13 protein-coding genes and 1 tRNA gene are annotated in these 15,466 nt (G+C 55.6%); 7 read left to right on the top strand and 7 right to left on the bottom strand.

Annotated features, from left to right (window positions below; translation table 11 throughout):
• Positions 1 to 185: 185 nt before the first annotated feature.
• Together otsA and otsB are read right to left on the bottom strand one after the other, a co-directional pair.
• Positions 186 to 1,622, bottom strand: coding sequence for an alpha,alpha-trehalose-phosphate synthase (gene otsA / locus AABB92_RS03550; RefSeq protein WP_031376431.1), 1,437 nt, complete (start codon positions 1,620 to 1,622; stop codon positions 186 to 188).
• A complete protein-coding gene (gene otsB / locus AABB92_RS03545; protein WP_031376430.1) occupies positions 1,619 to 2,407 on the bottom strand; it encodes a trehalose-phosphatase in 789 nt (262 codons plus the stop codon). Before otsB ends, otsA begins: the two co-directional genes overlap by 4 nt.
• 446 nt (positions 2,408 to 2,853) lie before the next feature.
• Here otsB and eptA point away from each other — a divergent pair, with 446 nt between their 5' ends.
• The 6 genes from eptA to msrA all read left to right on the top strand — a co-directional run bounded on the left by eptA (position 2,854) and on the right by msrA (position 8,834).
• Positions 2,854 to 4,488: a phosphoethanolamine transferase EptA gene (gene eptA / locus AABB92_RS03540; protein WP_031376429.1), complete on the top strand. Its 1,635-nt coding sequence runs from the start codon at positions 2,854 to 2,856 to the stop codon at positions 4,486 to 4,488.
• Complete coding sequence (pmrA, locus tag AABB92_RS03535) at positions 4,485 to 5,165, top strand: two-component system response regulator PmrA (RefSeq protein WP_031376428.1); 681 nt, start codon at positions 4,485 to 4,487, stop codon at positions 5,163 to 5,165. The genes eptA and pmrA overlap by 4 nt, the downstream gene beginning before the upstream one ends.
• Positions 5,162 to 6,220, top strand: a complete 1,059-nt coding sequence (pmrB, locus tag AABB92_RS03530; RefSeq protein WP_031376427.1) for a two-component system sensor histidine kinase PmrB — start codon at positions 5,162 to 5,164, stop codon at positions 6,218 to 6,220. Before pmrA ends, pmrB begins: the two co-directional genes overlap by 4 nt.
• A gap of 337 nt (positions 6,221 to 6,557) precedes the next feature.
• A complete protein-coding gene (locus AABB92_RS03525) occupies positions 6,558 to 7,547 on the top strand; it encodes an aldo/keto reductase (protein WP_031376426.1) in 990 nt (329 codons plus the stop codon).
• 127 nt (positions 7,548 to 7,674) lie between these two features.
• Complete coding sequence (locus AABB92_RS03520; protein ID WP_031376425.1) at positions 7,675 to 8,241, top strand: flavin reductase family protein; 567 nt, start codon at positions 7,675 to 7,677, stop codon at positions 8,239 to 8,241.
• 59 nt (positions 8,242 to 8,300) lie between these two features.
• Positions 8,301 to 8,834, top strand: a complete 534-nt coding sequence (gene msrA, locus AABB92_RS03515) for a peptide-methionine (S)-S-oxide reductase MsrA (protein WP_031376424.1) — start codon at positions 8,301 to 8,303, stop codon at positions 8,832 to 8,834.
• Between the two features lie 40 nt (positions 8,835 to 8,874).
• On the opposite strand, the gene phoA is transcribed toward msrA, so the two are convergent.
• Positions 8,875 to 10,293 carry an alkaline phosphatase gene (gene phoA, locus AABB92_RS03510; protein WP_046288258.1) on the bottom strand — a complete coding sequence of 473 codons (1,419 nt, stop codon included), beginning with the start codon at positions 10,291 to 10,293 and terminating at the stop codon, positions 8,875 to 8,877.
• Positions 10,294 to 10,536: 243 nt separating this feature from the next.
• On the opposite strand from phoA, the gene AABB92_RS03505 reads away from it, so the two are divergent.
• Positions 10,537 to 10,624, top strand: a tRNA-Ser gene (locus AABB92_RS03505).
• Positions 10,625 to 10,771: 147 nt separating this feature from the next.
• On the opposite strand, the gene phoH is transcribed toward AABB92_RS03505, so the two are convergent.
• The 4 genes from phoH to efeU form a co-directional block, all read right to left on the bottom strand.
• The gene (phoH, locus tag AABB92_RS03500) at positions 10,772 to 11,560 is read right to left on the bottom strand and encodes a phosphate starvation-inducible protein PhoH (protein WP_031376423.1); all 789 of its coding nucleotides are present in this window, start codon (positions 11,558 to 11,560) and stop codon (positions 10,772 to 10,774) included.
• 583 nt (positions 11,561 to 12,143) lie between these two features.
• The gene (gene efeB, locus AABB92_RS03495) at positions 12,144 to 13,421 is read right to left on the bottom strand and encodes an iron uptake transporter deferrochelatase/peroxidase subunit (RefSeq protein ID WP_046288257.1); all 1,278 of its coding nucleotides are present in this window, start codon (positions 13,419 to 13,421) and stop codon (positions 12,144 to 12,146) included.
• A gap of 2 nt (positions 13,422 to 13,423) precedes the next feature.
• A complete protein-coding gene (gene efeO / locus AABB92_RS03490) occupies positions 13,424 to 14,539 on the bottom strand; it encodes an iron uptake system protein EfeO (protein ID WP_046288256.1) in 1,116 nt (371 codons plus the stop codon).
• Between the two features lie 52 nt (positions 14,540 to 14,591).
• A complete protein-coding gene (efeU, locus tag AABB92_RS03485) occupies positions 14,592 to 15,419 on the bottom strand; it encodes an iron uptake transporter permease EfeU (protein ID WP_031378123.1) in 828 nt (275 codons plus the stop codon).
• Positions 15,420 to 15,466 lie beyond the last annotated feature (47 nt).

Genomic DNA, 15,466 nt, shown 5'->3' with positions numbered 1-15,466 from the left:
CAGTCGTTTTTTCGCGCATTTGATTTTTTTTGGCCGATCTGCCCACAGTTGTGGCATCAGGCCAACCCCGCGTGGGGTAACGGTAACGGCAGGGAACGTGTCGGAATGTAACAGGAGGATACAGCGCGCGCTGGTTGTAAAAAAGGCCACGACATCCGCAGATATCGTGGCCCGTCAGCGCCTAATCAGGCCAGTTTTGGAAAGGTCGCGACTTTATTTACCGTGCCGTGGTCGGCACTGCGCGGCGCAATGCGTTCCAGGTCTTTCAGGAAGTTCTCGCGCCAGGCGGTGATGTCGTTTTTACGCAGAACCGCCATCATGTCGTTGTAGCGTGAAATCCTTTCGGTACGCGGCATGGTGATCGCTTTATCGAGCGCCGCCGCAACTTCGTCGCGGTCATACGGGTTAACGATCAGCGCCGAGGTCAGCTCATTGGCCGCACCGGCAAAGCGCGACAGCACCAGTACACCTGGATCGTCCGGGTCCTGCGCCGCCACGTACTCTTTCGCCACCAGGTTCATCCCGTCGCGCAGCGGCGTCACCAGACCGACGTCGGTCAGGCGGAAGATTTTCATCAGCAGCCGGCGATCAAAATGCTGGTTAAGGTAGTAGAGCGGCGTCCAGCCCAGCGTGCCGTATTTACCGTTGATGCGCCCTGCTTCGGTTTCCAGCTGGTGACGGATATCCTGATAGGCCTGCACATCGCTACGTGAGGTCGGGGCAATCTGCGAATAGCGGATTTTACCGCGGTGCTGCGGGAAGTTCTCCAGCAGCGCCTCGTAGGCCAGGAAACGTTCCGGCAGCCCTTTAGAATAGTCGAGACGCTCACAGGCAATAATATTGCGCGCGTCACCCAGTTCTTTCTTCATCGCCGCCATCTTCGGTGGCAACGGACCTTCCGCCATCTCTTTAATGCTGTCAGGTTCAATCCCGATAGGGTAAACCTCAGTCATAAAGGTATTGCCGAAGGCGCGGTGTTTTTTATCACCTTTATTCTGCAACTGCGTAAGCTGGCTGACGCTGTCGAGGAAGGCGACCCGATCCGACTCGGTCTGGAAGCCCAGCAGGTCATATTCACACAGCATTTCCAGCAGTTCCTGATGCGGAGGCAAGGCGTTGAAGATTTCAGGCGTCGGGAACGGAATATGCAGGAAGAAACCAATGCGGTTATTAATGCCGGCGCGACGCAGTGCCGCCGCAAATGGCAGGAAGTGATAATCGTGGATCCACAGAATATCATCCGGCTTAATCAACGGTTTTAACCGCTGAGCCACCGCATCATTCACTTCGCAGTAACCTTCCCACGCTTCGCGCTGGAACTTCACCAGATCAAGACGATAATGGAAGGCGGGCCAGATAACCGTATTTGAGAACTGGCAGTAGTAGAGATCGTATTCGTTCTGGCTTAACGGGAAGGAGGCGTACTCAATGCCCTCATGCTGCTGGACCGACACATCATCCTCTTCTTCACCGGAGAACTCGCTGATTTCACCGTTCCAGCCAAACCACAATCCGCCAGTGCTTTTCAACGCGTCCAGAATGCCGACGGCCAGGCCGCCTGCGCTGGTTTTAGCCCCATTTGGAATGGCGATACGGTTAGATACAACCACTAAACGACTCATAACCTAAACTCCTTACCGACGTTGTCTTGCTTTAATCGTAATAATGTTCGTTCCAGCCAGCTATACACTGCATCGACATCATTCAGCCGAAACGGTGCCTGACTGGAACCTTCGCCGACCTTAATCGAAATGCCCTGCATGGCGTTGACCACGGCAAAACCTTTCTCGTCTGTCAGGTCGTCTCCAATAAATACCGGAATGCGTCCGGCAAAAGGCGCTTGTTGCATAAAATCGCGAATGGCGGCGCCCTTATCAATACCTAAGGGTTTAATCTCCACCACACATTTGCCCGGCTGAAGCGCCAGCCCCGGAAATCGTTTCACCGACTGTTCAGCCAGTCGTAATACATCCTGTTCATGCTGCATTGCCTGACGATAGTGAAGCGCAAAGGCCATGCCTTTGATCTCCAGCTGAGTGCCAGGCCATAACGCCATCGCGTTTTGCAGTTCCGTCCTGAGTTGCTGTTCAACCTCGACCGGCAGGCTGATGCGCTGCATCTCCCCGTCGGCATCACGACGCTCTGCACCGTGAACACCGGCGGCAGGACCGCGCCACGGCGCAGCCAGTGCGTCGAGCTGCTCAATCGGCCGGCCGGAAACCAGTGCCAGCGCGCCCTGACTGAGCGCAGAGAGTTGTTGCAGCTGCGTGACAACCTGTTCAGGAATAAACACCGCTTCGGGACGGGACTGTATCGCTGCCAGCGTGCCATCGACATCAAAAAAGAAGGCGTAACGTCCGCCCTCCAGTGTCGGGAACGTGTCAGAGGTATTTACCGCTTGGGTCACGTCACTTCTCCTGAATTTGGAAATTTGAGTTCAAATCGAGGATGTCCTGACGCAGTAGGGTCAGCAAGAGGGAAATTCTGATAACGCGGTGATTGAGGGGTAAAACAGGGCGATTTGATAGGTCACTCTCCTCAAACTTACAAGCTCATTACTGACAATACTGGCTGATTGAGAACATCTACCGATTAAGTGTAGACGGAAACAGGGGTTATGCCAGAAAGATGCATGTTTCATGCCAGCCGCTGCGGTTAACTAAGCACAAGCTGCCCAATCGGCCGGGGTTGCCTTTGCAGTGGCTGCGCTGATTTCGCACCAGCAGCGGCTGGAGCCAGGCGAGGTCATCTCGACTGAACCGGTAAAACCGGAGAAAGCTTAAGCTTCTTAAGGTATTCCTAATATTGAAAGTGCAATCTCAGCACACTTTTGATATTCGGACTTTTTTGATCATGGCATTTTCACTGAACAGGCCGGTCATCAGCCGCCTTACTCTGCTGATCCTTGCTGCGGTTTATATCGCGGTTTTCCTTAATCTGGCCTATTACCGTCAGGTGCTGGCCCTGATGCCGCTGACCAGCCTGCACGCTACGCTGGTCTTCCTGTCGATGCCGCTGGTGGCGTTCAGCGTGATCAACATTGTGATCACCCTCGCCTCGTTTCTCTGGCTCGATCGGGTACTGATGGCGCTGTTTATTCTGCTCTCAGCCACCGCTCAGTTTTTTATCCAGACCTATAACATCGTGGTCGATCGCTCGATGATCACCAATATGATGGACACCACCGCCTCTGAATCGTTTGCCCTGATCACGCCGCAGCTGCTGTTTACCCTGCTGACCTCCGGCATTCTGATGGCGCTGCTGGTATTCTGGCCACGGCTGAAAAAGCAAAACTGGCGCGGTGTGGTGCAGCGTTTGCTCAGCATTCTGATCTCAGCGGCAATCATCCTGTTGGTCGCCCTGCTGTTTTATAAAGATTACGCCTCGCTGTTCCGCAATAACCGCGAACTGGTGAAGGCGCTTAGCCCGTCCAACAGCATCGCCGCCAGCCTGTCGTGGTATAAGCATCAGCAGCTGGAGAACCTGCCGCTGGTGCGGATCGGCGAAGATGCGCATCAGCAGCCTGACCGGCTTAACGGCGGTAAACAGAATCTGACTATCCTGATCGTCGGCGAAACGTCGCGGGCGCAGAATTTCTCGCTGGGCGGCTATGCGCGTCAGACCAATCCGCTGCTGGCCAAAGATAATGTGATCTATTTCCCGCATACTGTCTCGTGCGGCACGGCGACGGCAGTGTCAGTCCCCTGCATGTTTTCGAATATGCCGCGCGCCCATTACGACGACGTGCTGGCCGCCCATCAGGAAGGTTTGCTGGATATTATTCAGCGCGCCGGCATCAGCGTGTTATGGAATGAAAATGATGGCGGCTGTAAGGGTGCCTGCGACCGCGTGCCGCACCAGGATATGACCAGCCTGAACCTGCCCGGCATGTGCATTAACGGTGAGTGTTACGACGATGTGCTGTTTCACGGCCTGGATGACTACATTAACCAGCTCAAGGGCAACGCGGTGATCGTGCTGCACACCATCGGCAGCCACGGTCCGACCTACAGTCACCGCTATCCGCCGCAGCTGCGCCAGTTCGTCCCGACCTGCGATACCAATCAGATCCAGGATTGTTCACAGCAGCAGCTGGTCAACACCTACGACAACACGCTATTAAATGTTGATCACATCGTCGACAAGGCAATTGGCGTGCTGCGTGCCCATCAGGATCGTTTTACCACCAGCCTGGTCTATCTGTCCGATCATGGCGAATCGCTGGGCGAAAATGGCGAATACCTGCACGGTCTGCCCTACGCTATCGCCCCCGATACCCAGAAACATGTGCCTATGCTGATCTGGCTGTCCGATGATTATCAGCAGCGTTATGCGGTGAATCGTGGTTGTCTGACTAAACTGGCGGCGACAGACGATTTCTCACAGGATAATCTGTTTTCCACCATGCTGGGTTTAACCGGCACCGCGACCCACGAATATCTACCCGCGGATGACATTTTGACGATGTGTCGGAGCCGACCACAATGAAAATTCTGATCGTAGAAGATGATGCGCTGTTATTGCAGGGCCTGATGCTGGCGCTGGAGGGCGAAGGATACGTCTGTGATGGCGTCACCACGGTGCGGGATGCCGAAGCGCATTTTTCCACTGGCCTGTATAGCCTGGTGGTGCTGGACCTGGGGTTGCCGGATGAAGACGGGCTGCATTTTCTGCTGCGCCTGCGGCGGCAGAAGAAAATGACGCCGGTGCTGATCCTTACCGCACGCGATACCATCAGCGAACGTATCGCCGGGCTGGACGCCGGTGCCGACGATTACCTGATCAAGCCCTTCTCGCTGGATGAACTGCTGGCACGCATTCGCGCCCTGATTCGCCGTCACGTGAACCAGGGCGACAGCCAGCTGATGGTCGGCGCGCTGGCGCTGGACATGACGCATCGCCAGATAACGCTCGGCGGCACGCTGCTGGATCTGACGCCGAAAGAGTATGCCATCCTCTCCCGTCTGATGCTGAAAGCGGGCAATCCGGTTCACCGCGAAATCCTCTATCAGGATATCTATAACTGGGAAACCGAGCCGTCTACTAATACGCTGGAGGTTCATATTCACAACCTGCGTGACAAAATTGGCAAAAGCGCCATCCGCACGGTGCGCGGTTTTGGCTACGCGCTGGTGACGGCTGACGTGATTCGCGAGGCACCATGAAACCCCGGATTGACCATCGCAGTATGCGCTTTCGCCTGATCCTGACCATTGGCCTGATTCTGCTGGTTTTCCAGGTGATCAGCGTCGCCTGGCTGTGGCATGAGAGCAAAGAGCAGATTCAGTTTCTGGTCGAAGCGCAGCTGCAAAAGCGCAACATGGATCGGCACGTCGAACGCGAGGTGCATGAAGCCGTTGCCAGCCTGGCGGTGCCCAGTCTGGTGATGATCAGCCTGACGCTGCTGCTCTGCTATCAGGCGGTAAAATGGATTACCCGGCCGCTGTATCAGCTGCAGCGTGAGCTGGAAAACCGCAGCGAAGAAAATCTCGACCCCATCGCCTGCCACAGTCCGGTGCAGGAGATTGATGCAGTGACCCAGGCGATTAACCAGCTGGTGGCGCGGCTGAATAACAGTCTGGAGCGCGAACGGCTGTTTACCGCCGATGTGGCGCATGAACTGCGTACGCCGCTGGCGGGCCTGCGGCTGCATCTGGAACTGATTGAACGCAACAGCGACGTTAACGTGCAGCCGTTACTGCAGCGGCTCGATCAGATGACCAACAGCGTGTCGCAGCTGCTACAGCTGGCGCGCGCCGGTCAGTCTTTTACCTCTGGTACTTACCAGAACGTGGCGCTGATTGAAGATGTGATTCTGCCGATGGAGGCGGAGCTGAGCACCATGCTGGATGCGCACCAGCAGACCCTGACGCTCGATCTGCCGCAGGATATCTTTGTGCGCGGCGACGCGACGCTGCTAAAAATGTTGCTGCGTAACCTGGTCGAGAACGCCCATCGTTACAGCCCCAAAAAAAGCGCAATCACTCTGCGGCTGGCATCGGGCGAACAGCCGACCCTGACGGTGGAAGATGAGGGACCGGGGATTGACGAAAGTAAAAGTGGTGAACTGAGTAAAGCATTTATCCGGATGGACAGTCGTTATGGCGGGATTGGGCTGGGGTTAAGCATTGTCAGCCGCATTGTGCAGCTGCATCGCTTTCAGTTCTTTTTAGAGAACCGCCGCGACCGTAGTGGCTGTCGTGCGGTCATTAAATTCTGATGGCTGCCGACTCAGGCGCTAAACCATGCCGCCAGAAACAGGATCACCGTGGTTGCGGCGATCAGCAGCGCGGCATATTCACTGAAAGGTCGGGCGGGTGCAGCAATTACCGCAGTGGTAGCAGATTTCATGGCATTCTCCTCATGTTGTACCCGGAGTATCCTCGCGCCACATTAAGGAAACCTTAAGCTCGCCTTGATCGCATCAGATAAACGCCCTCTCCCCGGCTATTTATGAGCAGCGCTCATAAACCCATCTCTTTTTAACCCCCTAATCAGCCCGCCCGCCGTGCTCTATTCTCAGGCATTCCCCGCAACGTTTTCAGAGGAGAGTAACAGTGCAAACCCGCAAATTAGGTCAGTCCGGTCTTGAGGTTTCCAGCCTGGGTCTCGGCTGCATGGGACTGAGCCACGGTTATGGTCCGGCAACCGATAAACAGCAGGCGATTGCGCTCATCCGCGCCGCCGTCGATCAGGGGGTTACTTTTTTCGATACCGCTGAGGTTTATGGACCGTGGCTGAATGAAGAGGTGGTCGGCGAGGCGCTGGCTCCGGTTCGCGATCGGGTGGTCATCGCCACTAAGTTTGGCTTCACCTTTGGCGAGGATAACAGACAGCAGATCCTTAACAGCCGGCCAGAGCAGATTCGCCGGGCAATTGAAGGATCGTTACGCCGATTGAAAACCGAGGTGATCGATCTCTATTATCAGCACCGGGTTGATCCTGAGGTGCCGATTGAAGATGTCGCTGGCACCATCCGGGATCTGATCGCTGAAGGCAAGGTCAAACATTTTGGCTTATCCGAAGCCGGTGTGCAGACCGTGCGACGTGCTCATGCGGTCCAGCCGGTTACCGCGTTACAAAGCGAATATTCGATGTGGTGGCGTGAGCCGGAAGCAGAGATGATCCCGACGCTGGAGTCGTTGGGTATCGGCTTTGTGCCGTTCAGCCCGCTGGGAAAAGGCTACCTGACCGGCGCGATTCAGCCTGACAGTACCTTTGGCAGTGACGATTTCCGCAGCCAGGTTCCGCGCTTTTCTCCTGAGGCGCTGGCCGCCAATCAGGCTCTGATCGATCTGCTCGGCACTATCGCTCAGGATAAAGCCGTCACCCCGGCACAGATCGCGCTCGCCTGGCTGCTGGCGCAAAAACCGTGGATTGTCCCGATTCCCGGCACCACCAAACTGCACCGCCTGAAGGAAAACCTGCAGGCTGCGGAGCTGCACCTTAGCACCGAAGACCTGCAGCGCATTAATCAGGCGCTGGCTGCTGTTGAGGTACAAGGCGACCGCTATCCTGCGGCACTACAGGCTCGGGTTGGCCGCTAAGACCGGACGTTGCCGGGTGCTGAATGGTGCCCGGCCGCACTTTTGCTGATTCTGCGGGCTGACGCCAGCGCTGCGCTGGCGTGGTGCTCTACACTTAATGGCTATGTTCCGTTCAGGGAGTTCCGCCATGAGTCAACGCATGCACAAATACGCTTTTCCGGTCAGCAAAGCGCGTAAATATCTCGAGCCGGGTCCGGTGCTGTTGCTCAGCTCGCAGTTTGAGGATCAGCACGACATCATGACCCTCGGCTGGCACACCGTACTTGAATTCTCCCCTTCACTGGTCGGCTGTATGATTGCCGGCATGAACTACAGTCACGAACTGATCCGCAACAGCGGACAGTGCGTGCTGAATGTGCCTTCGGCGTCGCTGATTGATCAGGTGGTGGCGATTGGTAACAGTCACGGTGACCAGTTGGATAAGTTCGACGCCTTTGGCCTGACGGCTGAGCCGGCGCAGGTGGTCCGCGCACCGATGATCGCCGAATGTTTTGCCAGTTTCGAATGTCAGCTGTATGACGATTCGATGGTTGATAACTACAACCTGTTTATCTTTGAAATTGTTAAAGCGCACGTCGCCGAACAGCCGGAATATCCCACTACGCTGCACTACACCGGTGAAGGCCGCTTCAGCGTGATGAGCGATAAGCTGCTGGATAAAAGCAAAGATTTTAAACCAGAGATGCTGATTTAGTTGAAAGTGGATCCTCTCGTCCCCATTCTCCTCTTTCGACCTGACAGGAGTAAATCATTATGGCAATCGAATATGCAGTGATCGCGGGTGGCTGTTTCTGGTGCACCGAGGCGGTATTTAAGGATGTGATCGGCGTGGAGTCGGTAGAGAGCGGTTATACCGGCGGTGCCCGTCCCAATCCAACCTACGAACAGGTCTGCAGCGGTGCCACCGGCCACGCAGAAGCGATCCGCATCGGCTTTGATCCGGAGAAAGTCAGCTATGGCGATTTACTGGATATCAGCTTTGTGACCCACGATCCGACCCAGCTTAATCGTCAGGGCAACGATATTGGCACCCAGTATCGCTCAGCGATTTTCCCGGCTAATGCCGAACAGGAAGCAGAAGCCCGTGCGGCGATTGAACGTGCCCAGGCCGATCACGACGTGCCGGTAGTAACAACTATCGAGCCGCTGAAAGAGTGGTATCCGGCCGAAGCCTATCATCAGGATTACTGGGACGGTGCCGGTCAGCGTAACGGTTACTGCCTGGCGGTGATCCCACCGAAGTTGCAGAAGCTGCGCAAAAGCTTCGCTAATAAAGTGAAGAGCTAAGGTTGGATGCGGGGTGGCGTAAACCGCCCCGCATCGGCTTTTACTGGCCAGGCAGCTTCAGCCCCATTGCATTTCCTAAGGTATAGAACAGATCGGTTTGATCGGTCAGCCCCACCACGTTACCCGCATGCGGGCCATAGGCCGCAATCCGCAACTGCGATCCGGTATGTTCCTGCGAATCCTCTTCTGAATTGCCGTAACTGATGGTCATAACCGCACCGTCTTTGGTGTTCAGCGCCTGGGTCAGTCCCGGTGCTTTAGTGCCGTTCTCAACGATCTGACTGCTGTGGGCATGATCCGCCGTCACCACCACCAGGGTATTGCCTTCTTCACGGGCAAATGCCAGCGCCTGCTGGACCGCTTCATCCAGGTCCACCGTTTCACCAATCTGACCACAAGGATTGGCCGCGTGGTCCTGCTTATCAATCGATGCGCCTTCAACCTGCAGGAAGAAACCATTCGGATTGTTACGCAGCAGGTCGATCGCTTTGGCGGTCATCTGCGCCAGCGTAGGCGTTGACAGCGGGCGGTCCTTATTGACTTCACAGGTCACCACCGGCTTATCAATATTGCCGTGATAGCTGGCTTTCGGCCCCTGCCAGCGCACCGGCATATTGCCTGCAGAGAACAGACCCAGCAGCGGTTTTTGCTGATCGGCTACGGTGACGGCGTTAAGCCCTTGCCAGTCGCTGACCAGCTGATAACCCAGTGCCTGCGCCTGCTCATTCAGCGTTTTACCCTGATATTCGCCGGCTTTCGCTACCTCGGCGAACGATTTTGCCCCGCCTCCTAAGGTTACGTCGGGACGGGTTTTCAGTAACTGTTCGCTAATCGATCCCTTACCGCCCTGCTCTGCGGCGTTGGTCGGACAGAGTTCGCTGGTCTTCTCCGGTCCGTAACATTTACGTGAGGTCACGTGCGAGAACAGCACCGCGGGCGTCGCATCCTGCAGTTCGGCGGTCGAGACATCGCCGGTGGCTTTGCCCGCTGCTTTCGCCAGCTCCAGCAGCGTCATCTGATCCTGACCATTAACATCGACGCTGATGGCACCGTTATAACTTTTGGTGCCGGTTGCCCAGGCCGTGGCTGACGCGGCCGAGTCGGTGACGTAATTAGGTTTGTGGGTTTTCTTATCTAACGAATAATGGGTGTACTGGCCGGTCAGCGGCAGCGCATCGATACCTTTAAAAAAGCCGCCTGCGCCTTCTGCCAGATTACGCGCCGCGGTGATTTCAGAGTCACCCATGCCATCGCCAATCAGCAGGATGACATTTTTGGCGGTGCTATTGCGTAGCGAGGCTTTTAACGCCTCAGTCTGGTCACCGGTCAGCCGACGAGCCCCACCATGCTGGCTGAGATCGCCCTGCGCCGCACGGGAAACGAGGTCGGTATCCGCTATGGCCGAAGTCGCGATCGCTGAAGCGAGCAGAGAGAGGGTAAACAGAGGAAGCTTTTTCATTATTCGATCCTTGTAAGCAAAAAATACCAATGATTTCAGGCAGTAATTTTGCGACGATCGGGTGATATTTTTGTGTCACTGGGATTTCAATTTGATGACAAAACCGGCGGAGTGCGTAACGCTAAATCGATTCGTTCAGAGCTTAAGCGAATAGAACAAAAGAGAAAAATAGTGCTTGACCCTTTTCAGCCGACTCCCTATAGTAGCGCCCCGTTGACCCGGCGCGGTCAATGGAAAAAATGTGGTGAGGTGTCCGAGTGGCTGAAGGAGCACGCCTGGAAAGTGTGTATACGGCAACGTATCGGGGGTTCGAATCCCCCTCTCACCGCCACATTCAAAGAAGAGCCTGAACGAAAGTTCAGGCTTTTTTTTATGCGCAATTCTATGCGCTGTTCAGCGACGGTAAGAAGCCCCGCCCCACCATAAGAAAACCCGGCCGAAGCCGGGTTTGGGCGCTACACTGCTACTCAATCAAACGCTAGCTATACGCGTGCAGGGTGCGCTGACACAGCGCAGAACGCACACAATCCTCTTTGCCGAAACGTACGATGCCAACCATCTCGTCCTCTTCGAAACGCGCCAGCGCGTCTGCGAGACCGGAAGGCACCCCAGCGGGCAAGTCGCACTGGGTAATATCACCATTCACAATGACCGTGACGTTTTCGCCCAGGCGGGTCAGGAACATTTTCATCTGGGCGGCGGTCACGTTTTGCGCCTCATCCAGAATAACCACGGCATTTTCAAAAGTCCGGCCGCGCATATAGGCGAACGGGGCAATCTCGACCTTAGCGATTTCCGGACGCAGACAGTACTGCATAAAGGATGCGCCAAGACGTTTAACCAGAATGTCGTACACCGGTCGGAAATAAGGGGCGAATTTCTCGGAGATATCGCCGGGCAGGAATCCCAGATCCTCATCGGCCTGTAATACCGGGCGCGTAACGATAATCCTGTCAATATCCTTATGAATCAGGGCCTCTGCCGCTTTCGCAGCGCTGATCCAGGTTTTGCCGCAACCGGCTTCACCGGTAGCGAAGATCAGCTGTTTCGTTTCTATGGCGTTGAGATAGTGTGCCTGAGCTTCATTACGGGCTTCTATCGGTCCCCGGTCGCGCACATCGCGCGCCATGCCAATTGAGTCCAGCCCACCCATTTGCACCAGCGAAGTGACCGATTCTTCTTCACGCTGACGATGACTCCGGGAGTCATTGCGAAGCACTCGTCTTGCTTCCCGACGCGCTTTGATCACTGCTTTCTGTCTTCCCATAGTGGCACCTTACAGTTGGTTTCATTTCCCGCGTCAGGCCAGTAGCCCGTTGCGATTACGTGAACGCTTTAGAGGTTTCAGTTGGCTTCCTTTAGAGCCGTGACAGGCCATGAATTCAGGCATGCAGCAGCAGTACAGCGTTGCTGTATACCGGTAAAAAAAGGATGCGAAATGACAAGAGAGAACGTTGGAGAGAGGAGGATGTTACGAGGCAGAATAGCCCTCGCGGTCAAGCGCAATCTAATTACTGATACAGACTTTCCATAAAAGAATCGACCCATGCGCGAACTCCAGTGTGATACATCAACACGTCTGATTACGCTTACTGAATAAAGTGCACCATTTTATTGGCGCTTTGCAACAGTAATTTTACTTCATGGCAAAGTAATTGCGAATCGGGTGTTAACACTTTAGCAGTCAAATACAGCATATTCTTTTATTTTCAATGCTTTATTTTATTTTGTCACACTCAAAATCGCGTTAAAATTTCAGCTAAAACTGAGCAAAAAAAGCGTCTGAGCGGGTTATCAGACAAAAAAATGCTCCGCCGGTGGCCAGGCAGAGCAGGATGGATGAAATTTAATCAGGCTTCAAGTAACGGCTGGGCTAAATAATGGCTGGCATCGGCGACGCCGGGCAGAACAAAAAAGTATCCACCGCCAAACGGTCGGATATATTCTTCCAGCGCTTCGCCATTCAGACGCTGCTGGACGGTAATAAAGCCCTTTTCCAGATCGTGCTGATAACAGACAAACAGCAGCCCCATCTCCAGCTGCCCTGAAGCGGAAATCCCTGCCGAATAGCTGTAGCCGCGACGCAGCATCAGGCTGCTGGCGGTTTCCGGGGTTCGCGGGTTGGCGAGACGAATGTGCGAATCCAGCGCAATCACCTCACCATCCGGATCGTTGTGGTAATCCGGAATGTCGCGTTCATGCTGCATCCCCAGCGGCGCCCCGCTCAGCTTATCGCGGCCAAAAATGGTTTGCTGCTCGCCCAGCGGCGTGCGGTCCCACATCTCAACGCGAAAACGGATCAGGCGCACCGCCTGATAGCTGCCGTTACGTGCCCAGACCGGTTCATCCTGATCGTCCGTCACCCATAACAGCTGATTCATCAGGGCACGATCGTGAGTATCGGGATTGGCCGTCCCATCTTTGAATCCCAGCAGGTTGATCGGCGTCTCCGCCCCCTGACTGCGCGCCGCGTGATCGGAAATAAACCCTTCTCGCCGCCAGCGTACGCCCAGCAGATCGGGCGTATGCTTGATGATGTCACGCAGGGCATGAATCACCGTATCCTGGGTGTTGGCGCACAGCTGCAACAGCAAGTCACCATGGCACTCGGCAGCATCCAGTGAATCGTTGGGAAAACGGGTCATCCGCTGCAGTTTTTTCGGCTTATGTGGTGCCAGACCAAAACGTTCATCGAACAGCGAATCCCCCACTGACACGGTAATTGTCAGGTTATCCGGGGCGATAGTGGCACCCAGAATGCCGGAGTCCATCGGCGGCAGACGCGGATTGGTCACCTGCGGCGCAGGACCGCCAGCGGTCAGAAAAGCGATGCGCTGGGTCAGCAGACGAAACAGCCGCTCCAGCTCTGCTTTGTCACTGCTCAGCAGATCAAGCGCCACCAGCATCATTGATGCCTGCTGTGGCGTCACGATGCCCGCCTGATGCGGACCATAAAATGGCTGCGCCTGTTGCCGCGCCTGCGGCGTTACCGTGCCCGGTGAAAAGCTGTCGGCGGCGGCCGCGTGAAACGGACAACCGCCACCCAGTGCGGCCGCCCCACCCAGCAGGCCCAGACCTTTTAATAAACGACGACGCGCGGGCTGCGCGTCATCTTCCTGACGACTCATGATTAATCCAGACCCAGGGTGCCACGCAGTAATGAAAGATCTTCCGCCAGGGCGGTAATCGGTCCTTTCAGCGCATTACGATCGGCGCTGGTCAGTTTCTCATACGATTCGAAACCGGTTTTGGTGCGATATTTGCTCAGGATCGCATCCACTTTCTTAAAGTTGCCGTCGATTTTTGCCAGTAACTGCGGGTTAGCCTGACTGACCATCGGCCGCAGCAGTTCAACAATTTTCTGGGCACCATCAACGTTGGCCTGGAAGTCCCACAGGTCGGTACGGCTGTAGCGATCTTCTTCACCTGAAATTTTGCTGGAGGCGACCTCTTCAATCAGCCCTGCCGCACCACCGACCACTTTGGCTGGCGGGAAAGCCAGTTCGCTGATGCGGGTCTGCAAATCTTTAACGTCTTTGTTCAGCTGATCCGCGTAACCCGCCATCCCTTCGGTGCTGTGATCGGCAAACAGCGCTTTTTCCAGCCGGTGGAAACCGGTGAATTTTGGATCTTCCGCTTTCTTCTCATAATCATCTTCGCGGGCGTCAATGCTGCCGTCGAGATCGGAGAACAGCTCAGCAATCGGCTCAATACGCTCATAATACTGACGCGTCGGGGCAAACAGCGCTTTGGCTTTTTCAACATCGCCAGCTTTAACCGCATCGGTAAAGGCCTGAGTTCCACTCACCAGCTGATTCACCTGCTCAGTGACATAGGCTTTGTAGGCGCTGATCGGGCCGACCAGCTGCATCCGCTCGGACGGCGCGCTTTTCGCTGCGGCGTCACCGGCCTCAACCACCAGCTTGCCTTTCGGATTACTCAGCAGGCCACAGGTCATCTCATATTCGCCTGGCTGCAGATTGGCGGTCAGCTTCTGGCTGAATCCGGGTGCGATGTTCTCGCGCTCTTCAACCACCATCACCCCTTTCAGGATCTCCCACTCCAGCGCTTTCTGACTGTTGTTCTTGATCAGGAACTGAGTTTTACCGGCCTTAACGGTTAAGGTCATCGGTTCACACTGCTTGTCGTTAACGCTGACGGTCACCTGAGGCACCGCGGCGGCAGCGGAGGCGGAGATTGCCAGCAAAGGAACCAGCAGTGCCTTGCGGCGGAAACGCATTGTCATGTTTATTTCCCTATCACGTTGTTGAGCGCGGCAGGCGCACCCGATAAATGGCTTAGCGCACAGTGGCCGACGCGGCAGGACGCGCGGGCATAAAAAACAGAATCAGAGCGGGGATCAGATAGAGGCCCCAGACCACCACTTCGCTGACGCTGGGGGCTTCCTGATAGCCAAGTACCCCTTCCAGCAGCGTACCGAACAGCGAATGGGTCGATAAGGTGTTGCTGAGATCAAACGCCACATCCTGAAAGCGATTCCATAGCCCTGCTTCATGGAAAGCCCGAATCGCCCCGGCCGCCAGCCCCGCCGCGACAAACAGGATAAAGATGCTGGTCCAGCGGAAAAAATGGGCCATGTTAAGGCGAATACCGCCCCAGTAAAGCAGCATGCCCAGTACCACCGCGGTCGCCAGCCCCAGCACCGCACCAATCGGCGGCGCGTAGCCAACATCCTGGGTAAAGGCCGCCAGCAGGAAGAACACCGACTCCAGCCCTTCGCGCGCCACCGCCAGGAACACCATCAGCACCAGTGCCAGTCCGCCGCGGCCTGAGCGTTGCAGCGCCTGGTCCACCGCCTGCTCCAGCTCCACTTTGATATTGCGCGCCACTTTGCGCATCCAGAACACCATCGAGGTGAGGATAACCACGGCGACCAGCGCAACCAGCCCTTCAAACAGTTCCTGCTGTTTCTGCGGAAACTCGCCGGTGGTGGCGTTGATGAACAGCCCGAGCCCGAGGCAGAGCGCCGCAGCGATTACTACCCCAGCCCACATGGCAGGAAACCATTGGGTGCGCTGGGTGCGCTTCAGGTAGCTGGCTATCAGGCTGACAATCAGTGCGGCTTCTAAGCCTTCGCGCAGCATGATGAGAAACGGAACAAACATCGCCAACCTCTTGAATGTTAAGCAGCGTCAATAAAAGTAAAATCAGG

The organism is Pantoea brenneri, from assembly GCF_038594305.1.
Taxonomy (GTDB): domain Bacteria; phylum Pseudomonadota; class Gammaproteobacteria; order Enterobacterales; family Enterobacteriaceae; genus Pantoea; species Pantoea brenneri.
This window is presented reverse-complemented; position numbering and strand designations above follow the sequence as displayed.

Excerpts from the sequence above, each read along its gene's own strand:
- eptA (WP_031376429.1), top strand. The coding sequence starts at position 2,854 with ATGGCATTTTCACTGAACAGGCCGGTCATCAGCCGCCTTACTCTGCTG.
- msrA (WP_031376424.1), top strand. The coding sequence starts at position 8,301 with ATGGCAATCGAATATGCAGTGATCGCGGGTGGCTGTTTCTGGTGCACC.
- efeB (WP_046288257.1), bottom strand. The coding sequence starts at position 13,421 with ATGAGTCGTCAGGAAGATGACGCGCAGCCCGCGCGTCGTCGTTTATTA.
- phoH (WP_031376423.1), bottom strand. The coding sequence starts at position 11,560 with ATGGGAAGACAGAAAGCAGTGATCAAAGCGCGTCGGGAAGCAAGACGA.
- phoA (WP_046288258.1), bottom strand. The coding sequence starts at position 10,293 with ATGAAAAAGCTTCCTCTGTTTACCCTCTCTCTGCTCGCTTCAGCGATC.
- pmrB (WP_031376427.1), top strand. The coding sequence starts at position 5,162 with ATGAAACCCCGGATTGACCATCGCAGTATGCGCTTTCGCCTGATCCTG.
- otsA (WP_031376431.1), bottom strand. The coding sequence starts at position 1,622 with ATGAGTCGTTTAGTGGTTGTATCTAACCGTATCGCCATTCCAAATGGG.
- efeU (WP_031378123.1), bottom strand. The coding sequence starts at position 15,419 with ATGTTTGTTCCGTTTCTCATCATGCTGCGCGAAGGCTTAGAAGCCGCA.
- pmrA (WP_031376428.1), top strand. The coding sequence starts at position 4,485 with ATGAAAATTCTGATCGTAGAAGATGATGCGCTGTTATTGCAGGGCCTG.
- AABB92_RS03520 (WP_031376425.1), top strand. The coding sequence starts at position 7,675 with ATGAGTCAACGCATGCACAAATACGCTTTTCCGGTCAGCAAAGCGCGT.
- efeO (WP_046288256.1), bottom strand. The coding sequence starts at position 14,539 with ATGACAATGCGTTTCCGCCGCAAGGCACTGCTGGTTCCTTTGCTGGCA.